This is a genomic window from Mesorhizobium sp. M0045 (genome assembly GCF_040323385.1).
GTDB lineage: Bacteria > Pseudomonadota > Alphaproteobacteria > Rhizobiales > Rhizobiaceae > Mesorhizobium.
Map to the genome: position 1 here is coordinate 67,357 of NZ_JAMYUY010000002.1, position 25,972 is coordinate 93,328.

Below are 25,972 nucleotides of genomic sequence, written 5' to 3' on the forward strand. Positions count from 1 at the left end.
CACCGCAACATCGGTTTCTTCAAGGTAGGGCAACAACCGACATAGATGTCGTTGCTTGCCGATTTGACCGGAAGGTTACAGCACGATGCCACGCATCACTCGACGATTGGGGGCCAGGGATCTGGCGCGTCCAGCACGGCGTCTCGGAGACCTGACTGCGATGTTTGCCTTGATTGCCAGGCCGCTCGTCTTTGGGATCGCCCTTTTGTTGGCTGGTCAGGCACAGGCGCAGGCGCCGGCGACGGTCCCGCCTGAAAGGGTCAAACAGCTGTTCGAGCTTCTCGACGATCCGTCAGTGAAGGCCTGGGTGGCCGAACAGCGAAATCAGGACGCCGGGTCAACGGGAGCGCCTGCCGAGCCAGGGGCTTCGCCGACCGACGCATCGTCCAGCGCCGTGGCCGCACCAGGCCCGATGAATACGATGGCATCCTCGACGCTCGATGGGATCAGGCATCATATCGAAAGAATCGTGCGAACTTTGCCCTTGCTGCCAAGCCAGTTCGCGCGCGTTCGGGCAGAGACAATGGAGGATATGTCCAGCAAGGGGCCTGCCGGCGTATTTGTGCTGATTGCAATGTTCATCGGTGCCGGCCTGGCGCTCACTTGGGCAACGTACAAGCTCACCCGCCCATTTCGTCTCTGGATTATCGCGCAACCCAAGGATACGCCCGTTGGGCGAGCCAAGAAGATTGGTGGCCGCCTGCTTTATTCCAGCATGCTGATAGTCTCATTCGCACTGGGCAGCGCCGGCGCATTCATGTTGTTCGACTGGCCGATGCTTATCCGCGAGATTGTACTGACATTTCTGATGGCGGCAGTCGTTACATGGGGTGTGCGCATGTACGTCATGGCCATGCTCGTTCCTTCCTTCATGAACGTCGAGAACGCCGTCGAGGTTCGTGCTTTGCCGATCACCAACGAAGCGGCTGACCATTGGTCCTTTTGGCTACCCCGGATCGTCGGCGTCTTCGCCTTCTTCGGCGCCGCGTTTATCCTCTTGCCAGGTCTCGGCATCGATCAGGACGGAATGATGGTCCTGTCACTGGGCGCCGATTTCGTGCTGCTGTTGCTCCTGCTGCTTGCCATTTGGCGTCGGCCAAGAACGCAGCGAGACGGTGCGAGCCACATCGGTCACACGGAAGCGACATGGCTATTGACTGCTTATTTCGTCGTCCTGTTCCTGCAACGTATCGCCGGCCTTAATACATACTTCTGGTTCACCTTCGCCGCATTCTTCCTGCCTTTGGCGATCGTGGTGACGCAGCGCGGGGTTAATTTCGTTCTGCGGCCAGGTTCGGAAGATGTCGGCCGGCCCACGATCCCGGCGGTGACGATCGCTGTCATCGATCGCGGAATCCGAATGATTTTCATCCTGGCGGCGGCTTACCTTCTCGCACGTGTCTGGGGTCTGGACATGCAATCCATGCGGGACAGCGATACGACGACAACGTTCATATTGCGCGGCTTGATCAATGTCGTGGTGATTGCCCTCGCCGCCGACTTCGGCTGGTCGATCATCAAAGCTTTGATTGAACGAAAGCTCGGCATCGAAACACCGCACCCTGTGATCAGCGACGAGGACGTTCCGGTCCTCGATCCGCAACAGGCGCGGCTGCACACGCTCTTGCCGATCCTCCAGAACATTCTGCTCGCATCGATCATCGTGATGGCGGTGCTTATGATGCTCGCCTCGCTGGGAATCCAGATCGGCCCATTGATTGCCGGCGCCGGCGTCGTCGGCGTCGCCGTGGGCTTTGGCGCACAAACCATCGTCAAGGACGTTATTTCAGGCGTGTTTTTTCTGCTCGATGATGCGTTTCGTGTTGGCGAATACATTTCATCGGGCAATTACAAGGGTACTGTGGAAAGCTTTTCGCTGCGCTCGGTGAAGCTGCGCCACCATCGTGGTCCGCTGTTCACGATACCTTTCGGTGAACTCGGGGCAGTCCAGAACCAGAGCCGTGACTGGGTTATCGACAAATTCAACATCACCGTTGGTTATGACACCGATATCGACTTCGCTCGCAAGCTGATCAAGCGGATCGGCCTCGAACTGGCGGAAGATCCAGAGTTCAAACACTGGGTGCTCGACCCGATCAAGATGCAGGGCGTACAGGAGTTCGGCGAATACGGCATCGTGTTGAGGGTCAAGGCCACAACCAGACCGGGAGGCGCGTTCGGTATGAAACGCAAGTTCTATGTACGCCTGCGCCAGGTCTTCAAGGAGCAGGGCATCGAACTCCCATTTCCGACCGTCCAGGTCCAGGGGCTACAGAACCCACATGGAGCGGAGAATGCGCCGTTGGAGCTCACACCCGAGTTGAAAATGGCCGTCGCGCAGTCGCATACCAATCGGCGCAGAAAAAAAGCTAGCACAACGGAATAGGGAAGCTGTGACACCTGCCGGTCACAGCGCCGCTTTCACGACGAAGAACGTCTTGCCGATCCGTCAGAAATTTGCGCTCTTGATTTCAAACACCATTTCGACGGTCCGCGATTGCTCGGTTTCAGCGACTATCGGTATCAATCAATCGATTTCTTTCTGACGACCGCCGGCCGAGCCGTACCGGCAGTTCCCAAAAAGACCGTCGCGAGATTTACATCGGGCTGCGGTACGCTTGAGACCGCGCCATCGACTACCTGCCGGACGTCAGTCGCGCGATATGGACAGCCCCGCGAGAAGCGGCGCGTACGCGGCGAGCCTGCGGGATACGAACTCCGTGAAGAGCCGCACGCGCTTCGTCTTGCGTGTCTCCCCCTGCGTGAGAAGCCAGAGCGTTCCATGCATGTGCAGGTCGGCGCCCGGCACCCTCACCAGGAGGGGGTCGGCATCCCCGACGAAGCACGGCAGTGTCGTCATCCCCAGCCCTTGCCGTACTGCAACGATCTGCGCCTCGCCGTCCGTGGTCCTGAATGGAACCCCCGTGGTGCGAACCTCACCCTCGCGGGCCCAGTCCGGGATGCCATGAATGCTTATGACGATCCACCGGATGGGATCAGACGAACCCGCACGCCATGCGGTTAGTCGATCGCGAGACATGTAGACGCCGCCGAACAGCTCCGGTCCCTTCAGGCCGTGAAGATTGAGCGGCAGGGTTTTGCGGTCGTAAACGACGCGGATCGCGACATCGGCCTCTCGGTTGGTCAGATTTGCCAGCTCGCCGGACGACAAGATTTCCATCTCGATGTCCGGATGCAGGCGCGCGAAATCGGCGAAGTCCGGCATGAGCAGGTGTGTCGCGAGGGGCGGTGCCAGCGTCACCCGCAAGAGTCCGCGTACGCCCTGGTCGCGCCCGAAGATTCGCGTCTCCAGCCGGTTCGACGACGCCTCCATCTGCTCCGCGAACTCGAGGACCTCCTCGCCCGCAGCCGTCAGGCGGTAGCCCGAGGGCAGCTTCTCGAACATCTGCGCCCCCAGCCGCTCCTCCAGTTGGGCAAGGCGCCGCAGCACTGTGGTGTGGTTGACCCCGAGGCGCTCGGCGGCAGCCCGCACCGAGCCTCCGCGCGCGACGGCAAGAAAGTAGCGAACGTCGTCCCAGTCGATCATGGTGCAATCCCGCACCGCGGGGTGCGCCTTCCAAAGCCCGTATCTAACACACCGAACAGCAATACGCGCGGTCATCATAGCCTATGTCGGCGAGCGCGGCCCAATTCCGAACGGCGGACACCGGTCATAGCGCCAGTCGTCCAGCCGGATCGATTTCGCACCACCGATGTGCGCGCTTCCGCACTCAATAACTGACGCCGGCGGACCCATTTCGAGGTTCTCGGAGGCAGATGCTGTCCCGACACCACGAAAGGAGAAGTCATGGGAAAGCTTGAGGGTAAGGTTGCAGTCATCACGGGCGGATCGAGCGGCATGGCGCTGGCGAGCGCCAAGCGGTTCGTTGAAGAAGGCGCCTATGTTTTCATCACGGGCCGGAGACAGGAGGCGCTGGACGAGGCCGTCAAGCTGATCGGCCGAAACGTGACCGGCGTGCGCGGCGACGCGGCCAATCTCGACGACCTCGACCGCCTGTTCGATACAGTCAAGCGGGAAAAGGGCAGGATCGACGTCCTGTATGCGAGCGCCGGCACGGGCGAAGCTGTCCCACTGGGCGAGATTACCGAGCAGCACTTCGATGCGGCCTTCGGCCTGAATACGCGCGGCACGCTGTTTACGGTGCAGAAGGCGTTGCCGCTGTTCAACGATGGCGGATCGATCTTCATGACCGGGTCAGTTGCTTCGGTAAAGGGTTTTCCTGGTTACAGTGTGTATGCGGGGAGCAAGGCGGCGCTGCACGCATTCGCGCGCGGGTGGCTCAACGAACTCAAGGGCAGGAATATCCGGGTGAACGTGCTGCACCCGGGGCCGATCGCCACACCGATGCAGGACCAAGTTCTCACCGAGGAGGCGAAGCAGATGTTCGAATCCCTGATCCCGCGGGGAAAGATGGGGCGTCCTGAGGAAATTGCGACGGCCGCGCTGTTTCTTGCTTCCGACGATTCGAGCTTCGTGAATGGGGTGGAGTTGTCTGTTGATGGCGGCTTCTCGGCCATCTGAAGGCCGGGGGAATCAATACCAACACGGATTGGAGAAGTATTATGAGCTACGCGATTGTAGGATTCGGTAAGATAGGCCAGGCCCTCGCCCACGCCTTCGCCCGTAAAAACATCGACGTGACCGTCGCGAGCCGCCGGCCGCCCGAGGCGTTGGCGCCGCAGGCTCGGGCGATCGGCCCCACGGTCGTCGCCAAGTCGCTGCGGGAAGCACTCGAGGCCGACACGATCATCTTGGCAATCCCGTTCTGGGAGCACCGCGAGATTGCGAAGACCCTGCCGAGCTGGGAAGGCAAGACAGTCATCGACGCGACGAACGTGTTTCCAGTCCCTGAAGAGCTGGACGGTCTCCCGTCCTCCGTCGTCATCGCGAAGGCGTTCATCGGCGCCAAGCTCGTCAAAGCTTTCAATCACCTGGTTGCGGCCACCCTGGCTGCGGATCCGGTCGTCGACGGCGGCCACCGGGTCGTCTTTCTGTCGAGCGACGACGAGGACGCGACCGCTCCCGTGGCGGCCTTGGCCAAACAACTCGGGTTCGCACCCGTCAAGCTGGGAAAGCTCAACGAGGGTGGCGCGCTGGTGCACGCACGCGGCCGTACTTGGGGCCAGCTCATCTTCCAGGATTTGTTCAAGAAGGAGTGACTATCGACATCAATTGGTCGATTTTCCGCTTCGCAGGCACACGCACATTCGGCATAGCGCCTGATAAAAGACCGTCAGCAGTAAAGCGCATGGGCGAGAGAGACCGTTTCGCGACGGCCTCTCCTACGTCCGCTCCGCGGTTATCGGCCGTCGTCCGCCGTTTTGAAAACCCCTGAGGTGATCTGCCCTTTTTGGGACTAACCGCGCTTAGAGAATTCCTCGGCTGCGATACGAACCGCCTGCTGTGTCGCGGGATAGCCGCTGTAAGGAGTGAGGTTTATGAGCGTTTCCAGGATTTCTTCCCGCGTCGCGCCAACGTTCAACGCGGCGTTGATGTGCACGCGAAGCGGAATCTCTGCCGTGGCAGACCCAACGGCTGCTAGAGCAGCGCAGGCGCTGAGTTCCCGAGACTTCATGTCGATTCCGCTCCGCGAGAACACCTCACCATAAGAATGCTCGACGATCATTCGACCGAGATCAGGTGCGACGTCATCGAAACTGCGGACAACGGCATCGCCCGATGAACCGGACGTCTCCGCAAGCGTAGCACGCCCGCGTTCCAACCGGTCTGCGCGGCTCGCGACCACGGCGGGTGGGGGGACGTTTGCCGCAATCGTTGGCGACCCGGCAGCGAAGATATCCTTGGCGACGGCGAACGCGTTGAGCGCCGCCGGAAAACCCCGATAGACGCTGAGCTGGATCAGCACCTCGATGATTTCCTCTCGCGTCACGCCATGGGCAAGCGCGCCGGCGAGATGAAGACGGAGGGCCGCCGCACGATTGCCGCTGGCAGCAAGCATCGAGATGATTGCTAACAGTTTGGCTTTTTGTTCGAGGCCGTCGCGCGCCAGCATTTCACCAAAGGCGAACTCGATGGAGAGTTGCGCGAGGTCAGGCGAACCGGCAGCAAAGCCATCGAAATATTCCTGCACATCGCCTCCAGAGAGCCGGTCGAGCGCCTCCAACCCGGCCTGTCGGCGTGTCGATCCATCGCCTGCGGAGGGCTCGATGGGTTCAAAAGCGAGCTTGCGCTCAGCGAACACCGCACGAATAAGGCCGATCGCATTTACCGTTGGCGGGAAGCCGAGGAGCGCTACAGATATAAACATGAGTTCGATGAGCGCCTTTGGCTCGCCGCCGGCGTTGAGGAAGCCCGCCATATGAAACTTCAACTGCGGCTGGGCGCTTCCGTCGGCAAGCAGCATTGAAATAGTGCACAGCTGACGCAATGGGAGGTCGAGACCTGGCCGCGATAGAATGTCTCCGTATGGGTATTCTACGGTGAAACGAGAAAGGTCGACGGATGTCTCGGCAAGACTATTAATCGGCGCGTCGAAATTCTCTCCGCCAATCTGCCGTAAGATTTCAAGACCGCGCGAATAACGACTATCTTGAGATGTTGTTGTCATTGCATATGCCTTCTGATTGATCGTGGCGAGAGTCCCGCCCACGGCGACAAGGGCAGCTCCAAAAAACTCTGGCCGGAGGCGGGTGCGTTGTGCTCGGTTATTGCTGCGTTAGGGCGACACGACATCGGCGATCTCTTTCACGAAGCGTCCCGGACGTGGCCGCGAAACCAAAGAAGGCATCGCGGAACTAGCCATAGTCGAAGGCGCTCGACAAGGAATGCTGGTCGCGACCGCCCCACACCAGGCGCAGCCGGATTTGATACAAACCCTCGGAACGTGACCTCTGCAGTCGAGGGTTTGTATCATCGGAGCCGACGCTAATGCCGGCTGATCCCAGTCATCGCGAAATTGAGAACTCTCGGCTACTTTTGCTGTGCTGGTATCGCCTACAGCGCGATATCCTATCCTACTTTACTCCACAGCACGCCCCTCACTCCCACTCGATTGTTCTTGAGTATGGCAACGCCCTGATCTAACGGCGCAATTTTTTCTACACTCAATGGAGAACCAACGCAGCGCGCGCTCGGCCTCCCCTTGAATGCCGCTAATCCGTGTGTTACATACTGAACCACATGGTTCAGTATGGTCGGATCCGCTTCGATGCCTCGTTCGCCGCGCTCTCGGACGCCACCCGACGCGGCGTTCTGGAGCATCTCGGACGTGCAGACGCTTCGATCACGGACCTTGCCGAAAAGTTCCACATGACCCTCACGGGCATGAAAAAGCATGTCGGCGTCTTGGAGCAGGCGGGGCTCGTGACCACGGAGAAGGTCGGACGCGTGCGGACCTGCAAGCTCGGCCTGCGCCGACTAGAGGAAGAGGCGGCATGGATCGAGAGGTACAACCAGCTCTGGGACGCACGCTTCGACGAGTTGGATAAGGTTATCGAGGAACTGAAACAGAAGGAGAAGGTCGATGGACGCAGGAAGTGAGAGTGAGCCTACCCCCATGAAGAACCGCACGACGGTGGAACGGAAGTCCGAGCGTGAGCTAGTCGTTACGCGAACCTTTGACGCCCCGGCGCGCATCGTGTTCGAGGCGTGGACCAAGCCCGAGCTGTTCAAGCTGTGGTGGGTGCCGAAGTCGATGGGCATGCTCCTGCGTTCCTGCGAAATGGATGTTCGTGTCGGGGGCAAGTACCGTCTCGAGTTCGAACCCGATGCTATGGTGTTCTTCGGCACGTACCTCGAAGTGACAGCGCACTCGCGCCTCGTCTGGACCAATGAGGAAGATGGTGAGGGTGGGCCCGTGACCACGGTGACCTTCGAGGAAAAAGGTGGCAAGACGCTGCTGGTCCTGCACGAGCTCTATCCCTCGAAGGAAGTTCTCGACGCTGCCGGCACCGGGGCGGCGGATGCAATGGTCGAGACGTTCGAGCAACTGGACGAGCTTCTTATCACCCTGGGCGCGAGCGTGGGACGGTCATGAAGTCGTCGATCTCGCGGGTCGGCCGCTTGGCTCTTCACTACGCGGAAGAGAACCCCGACGAGGTCGTCGCCGCCCTCTGCGGACCTACGAGACCATCATCAACCTCATTGGCAACACGACCAACCGAGGTGGTCTCGTCGTGCGCGTCCGCCTCAACCACCTTTTTGCGCGCCATTCTACGCTGGAGCACTACCGCATTCGGAAACGCATTCTGAGGCCGACGTGCGCGGTGGGCCGCAATCAAATGTCCTCGTCGAGGATAGTTCGGCCGCTCAGTCGGAACGGTGGTAGCGCCAGAAGCCTGACCGCCATGCTGATTGCAAAGCTGGCATCGCTTAGTAGATGGTGCTCTACCGGCGCTGCGAGTCCAAGACGCGTCGCGATAGATTTACCGGATCATTGATGTTCCGATAGTGCGAAAGTGGATTTCGAAGAGCCATGAGGCGTCGAAGGTTAGCGGCATCCTCTTTCGTGATGATCTGACGCAGCTGACCGGCCAAAGACGCCCCTCAGGGGAGAGGGGCCCCGCGTTTCCGTGGCACCGGCCCGCAACCTTCATAATATGATGGCCCGCGGCAACCGGAGAAGGGTATCTGTGCTCTCAAACCAGCATCGACTGCTGGGCGAAGATGCCCGCCATCGCGCCGTGCGATGATGCCGTGGTGACCGAGGCCATGAGGGGGTTGGCGAGGTCGCCGGCGGCGTAGATGCCGGGCATGCTGGTTTCGCGGCGCTCGTCGACCTTGAGGGCGATGCCGAGGGGCGTATCCACCGTGGCGAGGCCCAGTGATTCATGCAGGCTTGCGGACGGCTTGTTGCGCGGATGGGCGAACAGGATGTCGACTGCGACATTGCGGCCGGTATCGAGATTGACGGTGGCAATATGGCCCCCGTGATGGGCGATCTCGGTTATCCGGCCATCGACGACAGGTATGTTGCGGCGCGCCAGATCGGCCCGGATATCGGGTGGAATGTCGTGACCATCGGCGAAGAGCGTCAACGTGTCGGTCCAATCGTGGTACAGCCTGACATAATTTTGCGACTGCGGGCCGGACCAGATAAGGCCCCAATGCTGGCCGGCGACTTCAAAGCCGTCGCAATAGGGACAGGGCACGATGGACGTGCCCCAGCCTTCGGCAAAGCCCCGAACATCAGGCATCTGGTCGGCGACGCCATAGCTCAGGATCAGGCGGCGCGCCCCAAGGCTTTCGCCATCGCCAGTGAGGACGGAGAAATCGTCGATGGCGCCGGAGACGCTGTCGGCCCGGGCGCTGACCAGCCTGATCGTGGGATAACGCGCCAGCTGCTGCCGCGCCTCGGCCAGGATGTCCAGCGGTGGCTTGTGATCGTGACCGAGCAGGCCATGCGAGTGGCCGGCGAAGCGATTGCGCGGCAGGCCGGTATCGAGAACGGTGACCTTGCGGCGGGCACGGCCGAGCTGCAGGGCGCCGGCGAGACCGGCAAAGCTGCCGCCGATGATGATGACGTCATCCATGGTGATAAACTCCGTGTTGTGGATGGAGGGGGGTTGGGCTGGGCCTGGCGCGAATATCGTCCAGCGATACGCGCTCGAGACCGGCAGCGAGCAGGGCTTCGGCATCGACGAGAAAGTCGCCCATCACTGTGTTGACCGGCCGGACAATGCCGCATTCGATATCGCCGGGCGCCCGGGAAACTTGATTTGGAGGACAGGTTGAAACCTACCCATTGGCTTGCACATTTCAGATACTACATGGTATCGTAATGCAAGAATTAGGATACTGTCAAGTACGGGAATTGTCGTGACTGTAAACAGCCAGGGCCGGCGCGGCCGGCCCGCCAACGAGGCGCTTGGCCAAACGATAGTCGACGCCGCGTGCGAACTCTTTGTGGAATTGGGTTTTCAAGCGACGACATTGGACAAGGTCGCCCAGCGGGCGAAGATATCCAAGCTTAGCATCTATCGGCACTTCGAGAACAAGGAGGCGCTGTTCAGCGCGGCCATCGCGACCCGCTGCCATCAGTTTGCACCACAGGCTCTTTTTGAAGGCGTCGACGGTTCGGCCGAAGATCAGCTCATGGCGGTGGGATTACCCCTGCTTCGCACGCTGTTGAGCCCGGACGTCCGCAGTGTCGAAGCCATGATCATGGCCGACAAGACGAATCAAAAGTCGTTAAGCAAGCTCCATTACGAAGCCGGTCCCGCCCATGTCATCGCCCAAATCGAGGCCCTGTTGCGTCAGTTGCACGCGAAGGCGATTCTGAACGTGCCCGATCCTCTCCGGTCCGCCCGCTTGTTTGCTGCGCTTTTCAAAGGATCCGATCTCCTGATTATCGCACGCTTCGATGAGGCGAGAGCAGAGGACGACAACGAAATCGAATCCTATTGCCGGTCGGCCGTCGCCATGTTCATCGCCGCGCACGGTGGCAACGACCACGCGGGCGGATAAGCATTTGATTGCTCCGGGCAGCTTGGCCGGGACGTCGTCCAGGCGCTTCGTCATATTGGGCCGGCGCGCGCGGCCGAGCTTGCACAGATCGCGGCACCTCATCTTTCTCCCAACGATAAAAAGACGCTCGCATCTACCGCGGTCCAAGCTCCCGCCTGGATGCGGTCGACGCTTCTCTCCATCGCAGATCCGGCAGCAGTCGGGACAACGTTTGATAGGTGATGCGACGGTGCCATCCGACGATATGCGATCAGGTCCGGAACACCGATCGGCACCGCAGCCAAAGCTGAAACTATGTATGTCGATAACTAAAGTACCGTCGGCGCGGAAAATGTCATGCTACGGGCAATTTCCGTTATATATTTCAAAGCGTTGACGCACAGAAAAGTACCGTCAAACCCTAAGAACGAATGACGGTACTTTTTAGAATGCTCTATCGGATACGAAAAGCACCGCCAAAAGCTCCGAGCGGCCCTCCCACTCGATCCTCGCGACGTATTGTAATGTGCTGTTTCAGAAGCACAAAGCTTTTCGGCCTTCGCCAAAAGATCGACTCCGCGATCCGTCAGAAATTTGCAGGGGAACTTCGATGGTGGAAATCTAGTCGGTTCCAGCGACTACCGGCATGAATCGGTCGATTTCTCGTCTCATCGAGCCCATAGCGTAGTTTGGCGTGAGCGAGAGAAGTACCGTCACTACGCGAGATCAGTTGGGCCGAACCTGAGAAAAATGCCGACAGCCTGCGCGATAAGACAATTCAGACAGCTGCACAATCGGACACGGCCGCACAGGTTCAGGCGTCAATGAACTTCTGCATGCGATCCGCCACGATCCGCCCTGCGCGGCTGTTCAAGTGCACGCCGTCGGTGTGAAACTGCCAGCCATTTCGGCGTGCGACATCGTCCGGGCTCTGCCGCAGCACCAGTACGCGAAAAGCATCGCGATAGAATGGAAGAAAGTTGAACGCCGTGTAGGCCCGGCCAGGCGAGGCGCGAACCGCCTCGGTGAGCGCCTCATGGAGGGGGACATAGCCGCAGCGTTCCTCGTGCGCGATGGCCGCCACGATCGCAGAATATTCCTTGATCCGCCGGTTGAGCTCGCTCTGGAACGGGTCGTCCGAATCCGGCGCTTCTCCTATCGGAGGGAGCGAGCAAAGGCCGATGTCCGCCGCCGTCTCGAGCTTCAGCCTGCGTGCTATCTCGGCCAGATTCTCGTGGAACCAATCGGGCGAAGGCGTGCGGGGCAGACGCTTCCAAAACGTAAAGAACCGCCGCACTTTGCGTGACACGAGCGTGAGAACATCATTCCCGCCGACCCAGACGATGACCTTGTCGGGACGACAGGCGAGCACATCCGGCAACCGCTGCAGCGCGTTGTAGGCCAAGTCGCCGCCGACGCCAAAATTCCGGAACTCAAATTGCCCGTTGCCCGGCCGCCGGCGGAGCTCCGCCATCCAATCGAATGCCTGGCCCTTGCCCGCCGTGCTGCTCGATCCGAGGCACGCCACGATTTTTCGTTGAGGACGCACCATCGTAACTCCGCCAGGCCAGAAGTGAGAAATCGTCGCCTTATGCTCTTCCCAAAATGGCTGGCCCAGTCATGAGTTTCAGGTCGGATTCCGCGGCGTTTCCCAACATCCATGGACAGCCATAATAATCTTCGATGCGATCGATGACGCGACCGGCGACATGGACACGAACCGGCCACGCGACCAGCCACCGGTCGCCTCGCTGGAAGAGCACGATCAGGACAGGCTCTCCGTCGATCGCCCCCAACTCCATGGTCCACGTCTCCGGGTTTCGCTCGTATTCGACGAAATAGGGAGAACTTCTGAGCAGGCCGTCGAAGCAGTCGGCGACCCGCAACCGAGCATCGGCGCTGGTGAGGCTCCGCACGCCATCCCAGTCATGGCGGTTGAAGAGGTCAACATAGCGCTGCAAGAGCCGCGCGGTGTCGGGATCAAGCGGACGGTTCGGTTCACCGGCAGGTTCAGGGGGCAAGTCGGCGAGCTTCGCCCGTCCGCGGGAGAGCGCGGATTTGACGCCCCCAACCGTCGAGTCCACGAGTTCTGCGGTCTCTTCCAGCGAATAGTCGAACACGTCCTTCAGGAGGATGCAGGCGCGCTCCTTGGGCGGCAAGTGGCCAACCAGCCGTTCGATGGCGCGGCGTGCATCGGTCGCTGCCGGCTCTGCAGAGACAACGCCGATGTCGTCCGAATAGGCGTGCTCCGCGCGCTCGCGCACATCGCGTCGCCTCAGAAAGTCGATGCAGCGATTGTGAGCGATGCGAAACAGCCAGGGCTTCAGCCGGCGGGCATCGTCGAGGGTCTCAATGTTCGTATAGGCCTCGAACAGCGTCTCCTGCACGAGATCCTCACCGTCGAGGCGTGAGGCCGTCATGCGGGCGCAGTAGCGATGCAGTTGGGCGCGGACGCCTGACACCGTCTCGAGGAAGGCGCGATATCGCGCATCGAACAGGCCGGTCGGTCGTTCGGGCATGTCCTTCAGCTGCCACATCTTGGTTTCAATTTGCCAGTCATGCGACCTCCTGACCTTCAGCGCGTGTTTCCGCGGTTGCGGCCAGACCAAGCTTGGGGCGAACCCATTGTGCCAACCGCGCGATCGCGTCGTCGGCTTCGGGAGCGCGGCCGGCCATCATCTGGAACGAGTGCAGCATCCCCGGAAATACGTCTATGCGCACCTCGACGCCGGCGGCTTTCGCGCGGTCGGCGAGCGCTCGGCTGTCGTCGAGCAGGGTTTCGTCTCCGCCCACTTGCAGATAGATCCGCGGCAGGCCCTTCAGATCGGCAAAGATCGGGCTGGCGAGTGGATGCCGGGGATCGGTCCCTGCAAGGACTTGCGATACCAGCATATCCACGACCGCCTTCTGGAAGAAGGCGTCCTTCTCGCGGTTGCTTTCGTAAGAGTGCCCGCTCGCCGACAGATCATACCAGCCAGAGATGCTGAGGATCGCGGCCGGCAGCGGCCGTCCCGCATCACGGAGTTTCATCGCCGCCGCAACGATCAGGCCAGCACCAGCGGAATCGCCTGCAGCTATGGTGTGCTTCGGCGCGACACCCTGCTCGGCGAGCCATTCGAACGCGGTCACGGCCTGCTCGATTTGGCGCGGAAACTTGCTCTGGAAAACGTAGTCGTACGTAGCGAGCAGAGCGTAACAGCCGATCGCCTTAGCAAGGTGTCCGACCATCTTGCGATGGGTCCAGATCGATCCGCCGACATAGCCACCGCCGTGCAGGTAAAGCATGACCCGGTCTTTGGCTGCCGTTTTTGGCTGAACCCACAGCGCGGTCTTGTCGCCGACGTTCGTCTCGACGTAATCGACGCCGCCCGGTTCTGCCGTCAAAACGGACCACTCGGATGCTTCCTGTGGCGATTCTCGACCGCTGCGGAAAGCCTCCGCGAGCGTGTCGTAGTGTATCTTGTTCGCTAGGCTCTGCTTGCTGTTCATTTGTCACGCTCCAATTCGTCCAGGAGGGCGATGTCAAGGATGACCGTGCCCATGAACAGCTAAGACGGATGAACCCAGCGAAAGGATACGTGGCCGGCAGATGCAACGCCTCGCCGGTGGCAGTTGCCGCGGACCCCGGGTGTCAAACCCAGCAAGGCTAGGCTGCTCCACCCTTCTCTGTGGGACGGTCGTTCCAGACATTCGCCGATCGGCCAGATGCTTCGTCTATGCCGTCGCCGGGTGGCCGGGGGCTGGGACTATTGACTATTATCGCCGAGCCAACATCGCTTTAAACATGCTGCTCTATCCTCTTCTACTCCGCAGTACTCCTCGTCACTCCCACTCGATTGTACCTGGGGGCTTGCTCGTCACGTCGTAGACGACGCGGTTGATGCCGCGCACTTCGTTGATGATGCGCGTAGCGGCGGCACCGAGGAAGGCCATGTCGTAGTGGTAGAAATCCGCCGTCATGCCGTCGACCGAGGTGACGGCGCGCAGCGCGCAGACGAACTCGTAGGTGCGGCCGTCGCCCATCACGCCGACGGTCTGCACCGGCAGCAGCACGGCGAAAGCCTGCCAGATGGCGTCGTAGAGGCCGGCCTTGCGGATCTCGTCGAGATAGATGGCGTCGGCCTCGCGCAGGATCTCCAGCTTTTCGCGGGTGATGCCGCCCGGGCAGCGGATGGCGAGACCGGGACCGGGGAACGGATGCCGGCCGATGAAGCTGTCGGGCAGGCCGAGTTCCTTGCCGAGCGCCCTCACCTCGTCCTTGAACAATTCGCGCAGCGGCTCGACCAGCTGCATGTCCATGCGTTCGGGCAAGCCGCCGACATTATGGTGCGACTTGATCGTCACCGACGGTCCGCCGCTGAAAGAGACGCTTTCGATGACATCGGGATAGAGGGTGCCTTGCGCCAGAAAATCGGCGCCGCCGAGCTTCTCGGCCTCCTCCTCGAACACCTCGATGAACAGCCGCCCGATGGTCTTGCGCTTCTTCTCGGGGTCCGACTCGCCCTCGAGCGCGCCGATGAAACGGTCCGCAGCGTCGACCAGGATCAGCGGCAGATTGTAATGCTGGCGAAACATCTCCACCACGCCCGATGCCTCGTCCTTGCGCATCAGCCCGTGGTCGACGAGGATGCAGGTAAGCTGGTCGCCGACCGCCTCGTGGATCAGGAGTGCTGCGACAGAGGAATCGACGCCGCCTGAAAGCGCGCAGATCACCTTGCCCTGGCCGACCTGCTTGCGGATCGTCTCGACCGCGTGCTCGCGGTAAGCGCGCATCGTCCAGTCGCCCTCAATACCGGCGATGTTGTGGACGAAGTTTTGGAGCAGCCTGGCGCCGTCCGGCGTATGCACCACTTCGGGGTGGAACATGAGGCCGTACATCTTGCGTTCGACATTGCCGAAGATGGCGAAGGGCGAGCCCTCCGATTTTCCGAGCACCTCGAACCCCTTGGGCAGGGAGATGACGCGGTCGCCGTGGCTCATCCACACCTGGTGGCGCTGGCCGGGCGCCCACAGGCCCTCGAACAACGGGCTGTCCTTGGCGATCTCGACGAAGGCGCGGCCGAATTCGCGATGGTCGGAGCTTTCGGCGACGCCGCCCATCTGCACGCACATCGCCATCTGGCCATAGCAGATGCCGAGCACCGGCACGCCGGCGTCGAAGACGATCTGCGGCGCGCGCGGACTGCCGATGTCGGCGGTCGAGGCCGGGCCGCCGGACAGGATCACCGCCTTCGGATTGATGCGCTTGAACGCCGCCTCGGCCGACTGGAAGGGCACGATCTCGGAAAAGACGCCGGCCTCGCGGATGCGGCGGGCGATCAGCTGGGTAAACTGGCTGCCGAAATCGACAATCAGGACGGTGTCGGGATGATTGGCTGTTTTCATGGCGAGCGTTTAGAGAAAGAAACGAGTCGGCGCAATGGGTTGCGAGGCCTCTCTCTCATTCCGATTCCGCATCTTCACGCGACAGATCAAACTCGATTGCGCCGGAGGCGATCGCCTGTTCCAGCAGTTGCACCGCCGCGGCCAGCTTCTCGTCGATGACGTGCAGATATTCGGTCCAGTCGCCGACATGCCTCAGATCGGCTGCCCCGTCGGAAATACCGCGCAGGCCAATAAGCGGCACGTCGAACAGCTGGCAGGCGCGCAGGCAGGCGAAGGTCTCCATATCGACCATGTCGGCCGCGATCGCGTCGTAGGCGGCGCCGGTGACGATTGCCGCACCGGTCGACAGCGTCGCTTGCCTCATGCCAGGAACTCTGAACGGCAGCGGCACGCTGATAGGCAGGTCGAGGAACGGCGTGGCGCCCTTCTCGAACCCCAGGGGCGAGGCGTCCATGTCGCGGTAGGCGACTGAAACGGCCTGGTAGATTTCAGTCTGCTCCAGCGTCCGGCTGCCCGCCGACCCGAGCGACACGACGAGATCGGGCAGCGCCTTTTCGGTCTTCAGCCGGGACAGTTCGGCGCTAAGTCCGACGCCGGCCTCGACCGGTCCGACGCCGGTCATCAGCGGCGTGAACAGCCGCTGCAGGTGTGGACCGTATTCGGCTTCGACCGCCATGACGAAGAGAACGGACTTGCCGGAGATCGGGGTGAGCTCACCAGGTGCCTTGCCGGCCATGATCATCGATCCTCCCCTGCCCGTTCCTCAGCCTTCGATACCGTCGCGGCCGAGCACCGTCATCATCGTTCCGGTCATCGTGGCGATCAGCTTGGCCTCGCCATCGACGGCGAACGCATAGGCCTGGCCGTCGGCGACGATGATGGTGCGGCCAGGCTTGGTCACCGAGCCGCGGAACAGGAAGCGCTCGCCCCTGCCGGGCGCCAGCAGATTGACCTTGAACTCGATGGTCAGCACGCCGGAATTTTCCGGCATCAGCGAGAATGCCGCATAGCCGCAGGCCGAGTCGAGAGCCGTCGAAATGACGCCGGCATGGAGAAAGCCGTGCTGCTGCGTCAGAGCCGCCGAATAGGGCATTTCGATCTCGATGATGCCGGGCGTCACCAACGTCAGCTCGGCGCCAATCGTCATCATCGCGTTCTGGCGCGCAAAGGACGTCCTGACGCGGTCCTCATAATCGGGAGCAGGAACGATCTTTGCTGCCATGGCCGTCGCCCTTCATTTCTCGGCAAATCTTATTGCACAGTCATTTATCGCAGAGGGGTGGACGGCAGGCAATCGCAAATGCTGCACTGCAGCATTCGGCCCCGGCTCTGTGTCCATGGCAATGGTTCAGCCGGCGCGGCGCAGCGCACAGAAATAGAAACCGTCGGTGCCGCTCAGCAACGGTGACAGCGAAATGCCGCCCGCAGCGCCTATCCGCATGGCCGCTTCGCGGCCCGCAAAACGGCTGTCCCAAAGCTGGCGGTGATCGACAGGGACAAAACCGGGATGGCGGTCCCGGAACGCCGAAACCTGGTCGCCATTTTCCTCGTCGAACACCGAACAGGTGATGTAGACCAGCAGGCCGCCGGGTTTGACGAAGTCGCTGGCGGCATCGAGTATCGTCTCCTGCTCGCCCTTGCGCGCGTCGAGTTGCCTCTGTGTCAGCCGCCATTTGGCATCCGGCCGGCGCCGCCACGTGCCGCTGCCGGTGCAGGGCGCATCGATCAGGACGATGTCCATATGCCTGCCGAGCGGCGCGAGTTCGGCCGGCCTGGTGACGATCTGCACATTGCGGTTTTCCGAGCGGCGGATGCGGTCGAAGATCGGCGCCAGCCTGGCCTTCTCGGCGTCGTGGGCGAAGATCTGGCCGCGATTGTCCATCGCCGCGGACAGCGCCAGCGTCTTGCCGCCGGCGCCGGCGCAAAAATCGAGCACCTGCATTCCAGGTTCGGCGCCGGCCAGTTCGGCCGCAATCTGCGAACCCTCGTCCTGAACCTCGAACCAGCCTTTCTGGAAGGCCGGCTCGGCCTGCACGTTCGGGTGCCTGCCGTCGCCTTCGATCGGCGGGATGCGGATGCCGTGCGGCGCGATCCGCGCAGGCTTGGCGCCGGTCTCCGCCAACTCGGCCAGCACCTTGCCGCGATCGGCCTTGAGCGTATTGACCCTGAGGTCGAGCGGCGGGCGTGTCGCCAGCGCGGCACCCTCTTCCACCCAGGCCGTGCCGAACGCGCGCTCGAACAGCGGCATGCACCAGTCGGGGATATCTGCCCTGACAGCCGGCGGCGCATCGGCGAGCCGGCGACCGCCGAGCGTTGTCAGTTCGTCGGCGGTAAGCAGCGGCGGCGCGAACCTGTCGCCCTCGAGCACCTCGTTCAGCGACTGCGCCGTCTGGCCCCATTCGAGCAGCAGCGCGCCGAAGCCGATGGCGCGCGGCGTGTCCTTGCCGAGCAGCCAGCCGGCCGAGCGCTTGCGGCGCAGCGCGTCGTAGACGATGTTGCCGATCGCGGCGCGGTCGCCGCCACCTGCGAAGCGGTGCGACAGGCCCCAGTCCTTCAGCGCATCAGCCACCGGCCGGTGGCGCCGGCCAATGTCGTCAAGCACTTCAATGGCTGCCGCCAGCCGCCCGCCCAGTCTCATTGTCGTCTTCCATTACTCAGCAAAACAAAATCCGGCCCTGCTCTTAGAGCTTTTCGTGTCCTGATTGAAACAGTTCTGTTTCCCCGACGGCGAGACAATCCATGCAAGGGGTGACGAGTGTGGGTTGGTGCATCGCGAGCCGCCGCCACCAAGCGGGCGCCGGCATGCGTAACCAAACAATTCATCAATACATTACAAGTCTCTAATGTGCATGTCTGGCGCTCACAAGCATAGCGGCTTGCGAACTGCTCTGCTTTCCAAGTTTTCCGGTTGCGAATACTCTTTGCGCGGTGATTCGCGTCGCAGAAAAGGCGGAGCCGCGGGTCGATACGAGGAGAGGGCAATGAAGACTTATCTGGCGGAAGTTCTAGGCACGTTTCTATTGGTGTTCATCGGCACGGCTTCGGTGGTGACAGGCGGCTTCGGCGGCGCGCTGCCGCTTGGCCAGGAAGGTATCGGTCTGGCGTTCGGCATCGGCCTGATCGCGGCGGCCTATGCGATCGGCCCGATTTCGGGCGCGCACCTCAATCCGGCGGTGACGCTCGGTGTGTTCCTCGCCGGGCGGATGCCGGCCAGGGATGTCATTCCCTATTGGATAGCGCAGGTCATCGGCGCCATCATCGCGTCGCTGGCACTGTGGATCATCGTCTCCGGACAGGTCGGCGGCCATACCGGCGGCTTCGGCGCCAATGGCTGGGATGTGACGAAATGGGGCGTCAGCTCGGCCTTGCTGTGGGAGCTGATCGGCACCTTCACCTTCGTCACGGTGATCCTCGGCGTCACCAACGCCAAGCACACCACGGCCTTCGCCGGCCTCGTAATCGGCCTGACGCTGGCCGGCCTGCACTTCGCCATCATCCCGGTGACCGGCACATCGCTCAACCCGGCCCGTTCGATCGGACCGGCGCTGTTTTCGGGAACTGCGGCGATCGGCCAGCTGTGGCTGTTCATCGTCGCGCCGCTGATCGGCGGCGCCATTGCCGGCGTGGTTGCCAAGGCCGGTATCTTCGAGAAGGACTGACTTTTCGGAAGCCCAACGAAAAAAGGCGCGGGTCGAGGCCCGCGCCTTTTCTTGTTGCGTCGAGAAATGCGTATGCCCGGCTCAGGCCGCGAGGTCAAAACGGTCGGCGTTCATCACCTTGGTCCACGCCGCGACGAAATCCCTGACGAACTTCTGCCTGGCGTCCGCCGACCCGTAGACCTCGGCCAGCGCCCGCAGCTGCGCATGCGAGCCGAAGATCAGGTCCGCGCGGGTGCCGGTCCACTTGACCGCCCTGGTCTTGCGGTCGCGCGCTTCATAGACTTCATCGGAGCCGGCCGCCGGATCCCAGACAGTGTTCATGGAGAGCAGGTTGACGAAGAAATCGTTGGTCAACGTGCCCGGCCTGTCGGTGAACACCCCGTGCTTCGACTGACCGGTGTTGGCGCCGAGCACCCGCAACCCGCCAACGAGCACCGTCATCTCCGGCGCCGTCAAGGTCAGCAGCTGCGCCCGGTCGACCAGCATCGCTTCGACCGACATCGGCGGCTTGCCCCTGACATAATTGCGGAAGCCATCGACTTTCGGCTCGAGCGCGGCGAAGGACTGGACATCCGTCTGTTCCTGCGAGGCGTCCATGCGGCCTGGCGTGAACGGCACCCCGACCTCATGGCCACCGTCTTTCGCCGCCTTCTCGATCGCCGCTACGCCGCCGAGAACGATGAGGTCGGCAAGCGAGATCTTCTTGCCGCCGAACTGCACTGCGTTGAACTCGCTCTGGATGCCTTCGAGCTTTTCGAGCACCTTGGCCAGTTGCGCCGGCTGGTTGACCTCCCAATCCTTCTGCGGCGCCAGGCGGATGCGGGCGCCGTTTGCGCCGCCACGCTTGTCGGAGCCGCGGAAAGTCGAGGCCGAGGCCCAGGCGGTCGAGACCAGTTCTGAGACGGACAGGCCGGAGGCCAGGATCTTCGCCTTCAGCGAGGCGATATCCTGCTCGCTGACCAGTTCGTGGTCGACTGCCGGTATCGGATCCTGCCAGATCAGCTCTTCCTTCGGCACGAGTGGGCCGAGATAGCGGACGGCCGGACCCATGTCGCGATGGGTCAGCTTGAACCAGGCGCGGGCGAAGGCATCGGCGAACTGATCAGGATTCTGATGGAAGCGCCGCGAGATCTTCTCATAGGCCGGGTCGACGCGCAAAGCGAGGTCGGTGGTCAGCATCGCCGGGGCGCGACGCTTCGACGGATCGTGCGCGTCCGGCACGGTGCCTGCACCGGCGCCGCCCTTCGGGGTCCATTGATGGGCGCCGGCCGGGCTCTTGGTCAGCTCCCATTCGTAGTTGAACAGATTGTCGAAGAAGTTGTTGCTCCATTTGGTCGGCGTCGTGGTCCAGGTCACCTCGAGGCCCGAGGTGATGGCGTCGCCGGCAATGCCGGTGGCGTGCTTGCTCGACCAGCCGAGGCCCTGCGCCTCGATGCCGGCGCCTTCCGGCTCCGGGCCGACCAGCGATGCATCACCGGCGCCGTGGGTCTTGCCGAAGGTGTGACCGCCGGCGATGAGCGCCACGGTTTCCTCGTCGTTCATGGCCATGCGAGCGAAGGTTTCGCGGATGTCGCGCGCCGCGGCCAATGGATCGGGCGTGCCGTTCGGCCCTTCCGGGTTGACGTAGATCAGCCCCATCTGCACGGCGCCGAGATGGCCGTGAAGTTCGCGGTCGCCGGAATAGCGCTCGTCGGCGAGCCACTTGGTTTCCGATCCCCAGTCCACGTCCTGCTCGGGCTCCCAGACATCGGCGCGGCCGCCGGCGAAGCCGAACGTCTTGAAGCCCATCGATTCCAGCGCGACGTTGCCGGTGAGGATCAACAGGTCGGCCCAGGAGATCTTCCTGCCGTATTTCTGCTTGACCGGCCACAGCAGCCGGCGCGCCTTGTCGAGATTGGCGTTGTCCGGCCAGCTGTTGAGCGGCGCGAAACGCTGCTGGCCGGCGCCGGCGCCGCCACGGCCGTCGCCGATGCGATAGGTGCCGGCGCTGTGCCAGGCCATGCGGATGAAGAGCGGGCCGTAATGGCCGAAATCGGCCGGCCACCAATCCTGCGAATCGGTCATCACCTGGTGCAGATCCCTGATCACCGCATCGAGATCGAGGCTCTTGAATTCCTTGGCGTAGTCGAAGTCCTCGTCCATCGGATCCGAGAGGCTGGACTGCTGGTGGAGGACGCCAAGGTCGAGCTGGTTTGGCCACCAGTCACGGTTGCTCCTCCTGGCCGATCCATGTGGGACCGGGCATTTGCCGGCGCTGTTGTCGTCGGTTTTCGCGTCCATCTTTGCCTCCGATTTGTTGATTTTCCGGGATTTTGTTGATTTTCCGGGCAGGGCCAGCGAGCCGCGCCATCCTGGAATGGTTCCAGACTAGCCTGCTCGGCCGATAAAGACAAATTGCCTTTGCTGTTTATTCTGATAGGTTTTTCTTATGATCGGTTTGACCGTCCGGCAGATGCATTATTTCGAGGCGTTGGCGCAGACGCTGCATTTCGGCCGCGCCGCCAAGCTCGCCGGCGTCAGCCAGCCGGCGCTGTCCGCGCAGATCGCCGAGATGGAGCTGAGGCTCAATTGCCGTCTGTTCGAGCGCGGCGGCAAGGCGGTGCGCATGACCGACGAGGCGCAGGGCTTGCTGCCGCGCATCGAGCGCATCCTTGCCGACGTCCGCGACGTCGAGGCGACGGCCCGGCGCGGCCGCCCGGCGCTGGAAGGCCGCTTCCGGCTCGGCATCATCCCGACGGTGGCGCCCTATCTCCTGCCGCATGTGCTGCCGGAGCTGAAACGGCATTTCCCGGCCTTACAGCTGGAACTGCGCGAGGCGGTGACTGCGTCGCTGGTCGACGACACCAACTCGGGAAAGCTCGACGCCTTCGTCGCGGCACTGCCCCTCGATTACCCGGGCCTGGTCACCGAAGAACTTTTCTCGGACCGGTTCTTCCTTGCCGTGCCGGCCGGCGACCCCGCCTTCGCCTCACCGCCGGTGCCGCCGGAAAGCCCCGCGCTGGAAAGGCTGATGCTGCTGGAGGAAGGCCATTGCCTGCGCGAACAGGCGCTCGCCGTCTGCGGCAGCGTGCGGCCGGTGGCGATGGCAAGCTACGGCGCGACCAGCCTGACGACGCTCTTGCAGATGGTGGCGCACGGGCTCGGCGTCACGCTCATCCCGGAAATGGCGGCAGGGCCGGCCAGCACTATCCCCGACCTGAAGATCGTGCCGTTCCAGGAGCCGATGCCGCAGCGCACGATCTGCCTCGCTTGGCGGCGCAACAAGGTGCGCCACGACGAATGCGTCGAACTGGCCAAGGTCATCCGCGGGCTGGATGCGGCGGTGCTGGGGGCGTAGAGCGGCGCATGTTGGGTCCGGTTAGCTCCGAAGCGGACCCGCAAGTCCCCTTCGAAAGGAACGACTTCAACCTTTTTCCCAGGCTGCGAGCAACGGGCCTTTGCTTCCGTAGACAGGGTCCTTGCGCGGCCGGCCGACCCTGGGGATCGTGACGACCGCCCTGTCATGATCGGCAGCGGTCGTACACAGGTCATAGGTGCCGGATGGAGGATAGGCGCCGACGACCAGAAAATCGTCGGATGCGGAAAGACGCTGGTGCCCGGTGCCGGCCGGCAGCACCGCGACGTCGCCGGCCTTCAGCGACAGCGTTCGTCCCTTGCTGCCGCCAAACCGGACCTTGGCCGTGCCGCGCGCAACGCCCAGCACCTCGTGTATCCGCGAATGGTAGTGGACGTAACCGTAGATGCCGTTGCGCCAGCTATCGCCCCAGCCATTTGCTTCGAAAAGCGCCTCCATGACGGCCGCCGGATCGAAGTCTTCGGGCAGCTTCACAGCGCCGCGATAGACGACAAGCGGCCAGAACGGATGGTTGGGCACCAGGCCATCATCGCTGAACCGAAACGCGTTTGGTTTGCGCGGCCTCAGGAGGTCGGCAACCTGTCGCCTGTCCGGCCTGGCGATGCCGGTGACCTGCTCGAGGGCTTTCTTGGTGGTTTGCAGGATGCTCATGGTGCGCCCTTGGGGTTGGTGGAAGCTTCATGCCGATTAACCGGTTGGATGCCGGTCGGTTCCGCTGGCGGCAGAGATCTGCGAACGGTGCGGCGGTCATGGCGGGCGTCGTGCCGCGACAAGGTCCCGCACGACGAATGTATCAAGCCGGCGAAGATCATCCGCGGGTTGGAGGCGGCGGTGCTGGCGGGTGCGCCGCACCATCCAGCGAAAGGTTTGGTGTTGACCCGAAGTCGACCTTCGCAGCCTGAATGGCTGCTTTGCGCCGCATCACAGCCGTTGGGTAGAGAAGATGGTCATCCCGAAAGCCGAAAGTTCCGTTTGTTCGAATGATGACAACTAAGGAAATAGGAAACAGCCTTTGCGCGCAATTTCCGTGCTTTGGCGTTGCCGAGGGTGCTTCACTAGCATTGATTTTTTTGGTGCGGCATCCACGGCGCCGCGGCGTGCAGTAAGTGGAGAATACAATAGCGGTGAGGGCTGCGATCGGTGAGGTTCAGTGATGAATCATGTGCAGAGTACCAGGTCAAAATCTCTCCGCTGTGACTTCACCTTTATTAAACGACGGCCCTTGATTTTACCTCACGAGATAAGCGGCAGGGGGTATAACGGCGTGCCGTCCCTCATTCCGTTATGCCTCGTTCTGCTGTTGGCATCTCCGGCAAATGGTCAGTTGGCCCCCGAAGCGCCAGCGGTTGCCATAGCTAACGACAGCTCGTCGGTCGTGGTTTCCGAACATACCAAGGTCGACAAAGAACCGGGCAAGCCACAACCGAGCGCGCTCGGATCCTATCTATCTAGAGAGCTGGTGCTCAGCGAAACACAGGCACTCAAGGAGGGCGCACAACCGCCGCTCGGCGAGCATGAGGAGGCTTTACGCCGCGAATTGGCCGCAGCACGAGCGGAGCTAGACGTTATGCAGCGCAGCATACGTGAGCTAAGCGCCCAGGCACACGTGCTGGCAGACACGGTGGCTCAGCAAGCACAAGCCCTAAAAGAGCAGCAGCGAGCAGACGAAGCGCTCGCGCTCGATCTGGAGACGGCGCAGCACGTTATCGAAAGCTACAGGGCTGAAGCCAGTCTCTGGAACAGCGAGAAGGCTGCCGCGCTTGGCGCGCACCCCTCTATGGAAGCCTCCCAGCTTGCTGCGAAGCGAGCGCTTGATGACGAGCGGCACAAGGTTGAGCTCCTGGAACAAGAACTTGCCACGGCTCGCCAAACTATCGATGCTCTGAAGACAGGCGCAAATCTGGCAGCCGTCGAGCAGGCCAACGCCATAAGGGACCGACAGGTGGCCGAGGCCGCTCTAAAGCAGGTTCGAGAAAGATTCGAACGGGGACGCGAACGAGCAGATTCAGCTGTACGTGACCTCGATATTGTTCGCCAGGAACGCGATGCTTTAAAGCAGAATTCGGTAGCATTGAGTGCGGCGCTCGACCAAGAGCGTGAAAGGGCTATCGGCCTAGCCCGCAGCCTCAGTGCGGCGCGTGAGGCAATTGATACCGTCAAGGGTAAGCGTCGGACTGCGGCTGTGGAGCGCGCGCCGAAAACACGTACCCCCGCGAGTGCACTTGCAAGCAGGTTATCGCGTTCGGGCGCCAAACCAGCCCGTAAACCGGGCTTGCCGGAAAAACAGAGAGTGAAGGTCCAAAAGTCGCCGCAAACTGCTCTGTTGGCAACCATACCTCTTCCCGCAGCATTGCTTCCAACACGGCCATCAAAAAGCTCGAGCCGCGCGAGTGAAGACTAATGGGCGAAACGTTAGGCCGCAGTGGAGACGACTATGAACAAGTATGTCGCAGCCGCGTTGGTGATCGGGCCTACAATTGGGCCTGCCTCGGCACTTGAAGCAGGCGTCGGCGGTAGCGCCGGCGGTGTCGGGGTCGGTGCTGGAGTGAGCGCCGGTTCGCAAGGCGTATCTGTCGGGGCGGGTACGAGCGTTGACGGCGTCGGCGGAGCAAATGTTGGAGCTTCGGTCGGTGCAGATGACGGATCAGTCGACGCAGGCGTTGGTGCCAGCGGCAACGTTGGTGACACAAGCACAAGTGCCAGTGTGGGCGACGATCCGTCCGCCGAAAACGAGGCGGCTACCGCACCCGACAGTTCGACAGCAGCGACGGCCCCTGCCTCTGCCAAGACCGCCAGGCAATCCATCGTGCTGCCACTCGTCCTCAGGCCTTCCAAAGCCGGTGAGGGTGACTTCACCAAGGGGTATCCGTTTGGATCTCTGGGGCCACTGACACCGAAACCCGGTACGCCGATTGCGGTCGTGCGAGCCTGCCGCGCGGCGATCATGGCCGCTGCAACGCCGCTGGGCGCCGTCCGTGTCCACGCGGCAAGCGCAGGCGCCTTGCGTCAACTTCGGGGTGCACTCACGGCGCCGATCGAGGTGCGAATAGACTACGCAAGAAAAGGCGGCATCGAAGTCCGGCAGGCGCAAGTCAGTTGCCGCCTCGATGCGTCGGGCAGGGTCACTGCGATAACATAGCACCAAGC

Annotated in this window: 22 protein-coding genes; 10 read left to right on the forward strand and 12 right to left on the reverse strand. The window is 62.1% G+C overall.

The genetic code is table 11. From position 1 onward, the window contains the following. Positions 1 to 160: 160 nt before the first annotated feature. Complete coding sequence (locus tag NKJ72_RS03050) at positions 161 to 2,386, forward strand: mechanosensitive ion channel family protein (protein ID WP_352475798.1); 2,226 nt, start codon at positions 161 to 163, stop codon at positions 2,384 to 2,386. 264 nt (positions 2,387 to 2,650) lie between these two features. Here the strand turns inward: NKJ72_RS03050 and NKJ72_RS03055 are convergent, their stop codons facing one another. Next, positions 2,651 to 3,547 carry a LysR family transcriptional regulator gene (locus NKJ72_RS03055; protein WP_254818892.1) on the reverse strand — a complete coding sequence of 299 codons (897 nt, stop codon included), beginning with the start codon at positions 3,545 to 3,547 and terminating at the stop codon, positions 2,651 to 2,653. Between the two features lie 261 nt (positions 3,548 to 3,808). Here NKJ72_RS03055 and NKJ72_RS03060 point away from each other — a divergent pair, with 261 nt between their 5' ends. Continuing rightward, positions 3,809 to 4,543 (forward strand): SDR family NAD(P)-dependent oxidoreductase, encoded by a 735-nt coding sequence (locus tag NKJ72_RS03060; RefSeq protein ID WP_254818893.1) that lies wholly within the window; start codon positions 3,809 to 3,811, stop codon positions 4,541 to 4,543. A 41-nt stretch (positions 4,544 to 4,584) separates the two neighbouring features. Then, positions 4,585 to 5,181 (forward strand): NADPH-dependent F420 reductase, encoded by a 597-nt coding sequence (locus tag NKJ72_RS03065; protein WP_352475799.1) that lies wholly within the window; start codon positions 4,585 to 4,587, stop codon positions 5,179 to 5,181. 197 nt (positions 5,182 to 5,378) lie between these two features. Here the strand turns inward: NKJ72_RS03065 and NKJ72_RS03070 are convergent, their stop codons facing one another. Continuing rightward, positions 5,379 to 6,590, reverse strand: a complete 1,212-nt coding sequence (locus NKJ72_RS03070; RefSeq protein ID WP_352475800.1) for a carboxymuconolactone decarboxylase family protein — start codon at positions 6,588 to 6,590, stop codon at positions 5,379 to 5,381. Between the two features lie 572 nt (positions 6,591 to 7,162). Here NKJ72_RS03070 and NKJ72_RS03075 point away from each other — a divergent pair. Together NKJ72_RS03075 and NKJ72_RS03080 are read left to right on the forward strand one after the other, a co-directional pair. Beyond that, positions 7,163 to 7,522: an ArsR/SmtB family transcription factor gene (locus tag NKJ72_RS03075; protein ID WP_352475801.1), complete on the forward strand. Its 360-nt coding sequence runs from the start codon at positions 7,163 to 7,165 to the stop codon at positions 7,520 to 7,522. 16 nt (positions 7,523 to 7,538) lie between these two features. Beyond that, complete coding sequence (locus NKJ72_RS03080) at positions 7,539 to 8,018, forward strand: SRPBCC domain-containing protein (RefSeq protein ID WP_254818896.1); 480 nt, start codon at positions 7,539 to 7,541, stop codon at positions 8,016 to 8,018. A 601-nt stretch (positions 8,019 to 8,619) separates the two neighbouring features. Here the strand turns inward: NKJ72_RS03080 and NKJ72_RS03085 are convergent. Next, on the reverse strand, positions 8,620 to 9,513 hold the full coding sequence (locus NKJ72_RS03085; protein WP_352475802.1) for an NAD(P)/FAD-dependent oxidoreductase: 894 nt from the start codon (positions 9,511 to 9,513) through the stop codon (positions 8,620 to 8,622). A 286-nt stretch (positions 9,514 to 9,799) separates the two neighbouring features. On the opposite strand from NKJ72_RS03085, the gene NKJ72_RS03090 reads away from it, so the two are divergent. Further along, positions 9,800 to 10,447, forward strand: a complete 648-nt coding sequence (locus NKJ72_RS03090; protein WP_352475803.1) for a TetR/AcrR family transcriptional regulator — start codon at positions 9,800 to 9,802, stop codon at positions 10,445 to 10,447. Positions 10,448 to 11,240: 793 nt separating this feature from the next. Here NKJ72_RS03090 and NKJ72_RS03100 read toward each other — a convergent pair. From NKJ72_RS03100 to NKJ72_RS03130, 7 genes are all read right to left on the reverse strand, one after another. Continuing rightward, positions 11,241 to 11,978, reverse strand: a complete 738-nt coding sequence (locus NKJ72_RS03100) for an SGNH/GDSL hydrolase family protein (protein ID WP_352475804.1) — start codon at positions 11,976 to 11,978, stop codon at positions 11,241 to 11,243. Positions 11,979 to 12,015: 37 nt separating this feature from the next. Then, positions 12,016 to 12,963: a sigma-70 family RNA polymerase sigma factor gene (locus NKJ72_RS03105; RefSeq protein WP_352475805.1), complete on the reverse strand. Its 948-nt coding sequence runs from the start codon at positions 12,961 to 12,963 to the stop codon at positions 12,016 to 12,018. A gap of 19 nt (positions 12,964 to 12,982) precedes the next feature. Beyond that, complete coding sequence (locus tag NKJ72_RS03110) at positions 12,983 to 13,915, reverse strand: alpha/beta hydrolase (protein WP_352475806.1); 933 nt, start codon at positions 13,913 to 13,915, stop codon at positions 12,983 to 12,985. Positions 13,916 to 14,248: 333 nt separating this feature from the next. Further along, a complete protein-coding gene (gene guaA, locus NKJ72_RS03115) occupies positions 14,249 to 15,811 on the reverse strand; it encodes a glutamine-hydrolyzing GMP synthase (protein ID WP_352475807.1) in 1,563 nt (520 codons plus the stop codon). A 55-nt stretch (positions 15,812 to 15,866) separates the two neighbouring features. Then, positions 15,867 to 16,547, reverse strand: a complete 681-nt coding sequence (locus NKJ72_RS03120) for a 5'-methylthioadenosine/S-adenosylhomocysteine nucleosidase (RefSeq protein ID WP_352476070.1) — start codon at positions 16,545 to 16,547, stop codon at positions 15,867 to 15,869. 27 nt (positions 16,548 to 16,574) lie between these two features. Next, on the reverse strand, positions 16,575 to 17,033 hold the full coding sequence (locus NKJ72_RS03125) for a PaaI family thioesterase (protein ID WP_023677140.1): 459 nt from the start codon (positions 17,031 to 17,033) through the stop codon (positions 16,575 to 16,577). A gap of 126 nt (positions 17,034 to 17,159) precedes the next feature. Beyond that, positions 17,160 to 18,449: an RsmB/NOP family class I SAM-dependent RNA methyltransferase gene (locus NKJ72_RS03130; RefSeq protein ID WP_352475808.1), complete on the reverse strand. Its 1,290-nt coding sequence runs from the start codon at positions 18,447 to 18,449 to the stop codon at positions 17,160 to 17,162. Positions 18,450 to 18,792: 343 nt separating this feature from the next. On the opposite strand from NKJ72_RS03130, the gene NKJ72_RS03135 reads away from it, so the two are divergent. Continuing rightward, positions 18,793 to 19,470 carry an MIP/aquaporin family protein gene (locus tag NKJ72_RS03135; protein ID WP_254819333.1) on the forward strand — a complete coding sequence of 226 codons (678 nt, stop codon included), beginning with the start codon at positions 18,793 to 18,795 and terminating at the stop codon, positions 19,468 to 19,470. A gap of 81 nt (positions 19,471 to 19,551) precedes the next feature. Here the strand turns inward: NKJ72_RS03135 and katG are convergent, their stop codons facing one another. Next, complete coding sequence (gene katG, locus NKJ72_RS03140) at positions 19,552 to 21,750, reverse strand: catalase/peroxidase HPI (protein ID WP_352475809.1); 2,199 nt, start codon at positions 21,748 to 21,750, stop codon at positions 19,552 to 19,554. 148 nt (positions 21,751 to 21,898) lie between these two features. On the opposite strand from katG, the gene NKJ72_RS03145 reads away from it, so the two are divergent. After that, on the forward strand, positions 21,899 to 22,807 hold the full coding sequence (locus NKJ72_RS03145) for a hydrogen peroxide-inducible genes activator (RefSeq protein WP_352475810.1): 909 nt from the start codon (positions 21,899 to 21,901) through the stop codon (positions 22,805 to 22,807). 66 nt (positions 22,808 to 22,873) lie between these two features. On the opposite strand, the gene NKJ72_RS03150 is transcribed toward NKJ72_RS03145, so the two are convergent. After that, positions 22,874 to 23,476: a cupin domain-containing protein gene (locus NKJ72_RS03150; RefSeq protein WP_352475811.1), complete on the reverse strand. Its 603-nt coding sequence runs from the start codon at positions 23,474 to 23,476 to the stop codon at positions 22,874 to 22,876. Positions 23,477 to 23,978: 502 nt separating this feature from the next. Here NKJ72_RS03150 and NKJ72_RS03155 point away from each other — a divergent pair. Together NKJ72_RS03155 and NKJ72_RS03160 are read left to right on the forward strand one after the other, a co-directional pair. Further along, positions 23,979 to 25,226: a coiled-coil domain-containing protein gene (locus NKJ72_RS03155; protein ID WP_352475812.1), complete on the forward strand. Its 1,248-nt coding sequence runs from the start codon at positions 23,979 to 23,981 to the stop codon at positions 25,224 to 25,226. Between the two features lie 33 nt (positions 25,227 to 25,259). Then, positions 25,260 to 25,964 (forward strand): hypothetical protein, encoded by a 705-nt coding sequence (locus NKJ72_RS03160; protein WP_352475813.1) that lies wholly within the window; start codon positions 25,260 to 25,262, stop codon positions 25,962 to 25,964. The last annotated feature ends 8 nt before the right edge of the window (positions 25,965 to 25,972 follow it).

Bases quoted from the DNA above. Each gene is read 5' to 3' on its own strand.
- NKJ72_RS03120 (WP_352476070.1), bottom strand. From the start codon at position 16,547: ATGGCCGGCAAGGCACCTGGTGAGCTCACCCCGATCTCCGGCAAGTCC.
- NKJ72_RS03150 (WP_352475811.1), bottom strand. From the start codon at position 23,476: ATGAGCATCCTGCAAACCACCAAGAAAGCCCTCGAGCAGGTCACCGGC.
- katG (WP_352475809.1), bottom strand. From the start codon at position 21,750: ATGGACGCGAAAACCGACGACAACAGCGCCGGCAAATGCCCGGTCCCA.
- NKJ72_RS03135 (WP_254819333.1), top strand. From the start codon at position 18,793: ATGAAGACTTATCTGGCGGAAGTTCTAGGCACGTTTCTATTGGTGTTC.
- NKJ72_RS03100 (WP_352475804.1), bottom strand. From the start codon at position 11,978: ATGGTGCGTCCTCAACGAAAAATCGTGGCGTGCCTCGGATCGAGCAGC.
- NKJ72_RS03085 (WP_352475802.1), bottom strand. From the start codon at position 9,513: ATGGATGACGTCATCATCATCGGCGGCAGCTTTGCCGGTCTCGCCGGC.
- NKJ72_RS03065 (WP_352475799.1), top strand. From the start codon at position 4,585: ATGAGCTACGCGATTGTAGGATTCGGTAAGATAGGCCAGGCCCTCGCC.
- NKJ72_RS03105 (WP_352475805.1), bottom strand. From the start codon at position 12,963: ATGTGGCAGCTGAAGGACATGCCCGAACGACCGACCGGCCTGTTCGAT.
- NKJ72_RS03125 (WP_023677140.1), bottom strand. From the start codon at position 17,033: ATGGCAGCAAAGATCGTTCCTGCTCCCGATTATGAGGACCGCGTCAGG.
- NKJ72_RS03075 (WP_352475801.1), top strand. From the start codon at position 7,163: ATGGTTCAGTATGGTCGGATCCGCTTCGATGCCTCGTTCGCCGCGCTC.
- guaA (WP_352475807.1), bottom strand. From the start codon at position 15,811: ATGAAAACAGCCAATCATCCCGACACCGTCCTGATTGTCGATTTCGGC.
- NKJ72_RS03070 (WP_352475800.1), bottom strand. From the start codon at position 6,590: ATGACAACAACATCTCAAGATAGTCGTTATTCGCGCGGTCTTGAAATC.
- NKJ72_RS03160 (WP_352475813.1), top strand. From the start codon at position 25,260: ATGAACAAGTATGTCGCAGCCGCGTTGGTGATCGGGCCTACAATTGGG.
- NKJ72_RS03055 (WP_254818892.1), bottom strand. From the start codon at position 3,547: ATGATCGACTGGGACGACGTTCGCTACTTTCTTGCCGTCGCGCGCGGA.
- NKJ72_RS03145 (WP_352475810.1), top strand. From the start codon at position 21,899: ATGATCGGTTTGACCGTCCGGCAGATGCATTATTTCGAGGCGTTGGCG.
- NKJ72_RS03130 (WP_352475808.1), bottom strand. From the start codon at position 18,449: ATGAGACTGGGCGGGCGGCTGGCGGCAGCCATTGAAGTGCTTGACGAC.
- NKJ72_RS03155 (WP_352475812.1), top strand. From the start codon at position 23,979: ATGAATCATGTGCAGAGTACCAGGTCAAAATCTCTCCGCTGTGACTTC.
- NKJ72_RS03050 (WP_352475798.1), top strand. From the start codon at position 161: ATGTTTGCCTTGATTGCCAGGCCGCTCGTCTTTGGGATCGCCCTTTTG.
- NKJ72_RS03110 (WP_352475806.1), bottom strand. From the start codon at position 13,915: ATGAACAGCAAGCAGAGCCTAGCGAACAAGATACACTACGACACGCTC.
- NKJ72_RS03060 (WP_254818893.1), top strand. From the start codon at position 3,809: ATGGGAAAGCTTGAGGGTAAGGTTGCAGTCATCACGGGCGGATCGAGC.
- NKJ72_RS03080 (WP_254818896.1), top strand. From the start codon at position 7,539: ATGAAGAACCGCACGACGGTGGAACGGAAGTCCGAGCGTGAGCTAGTC.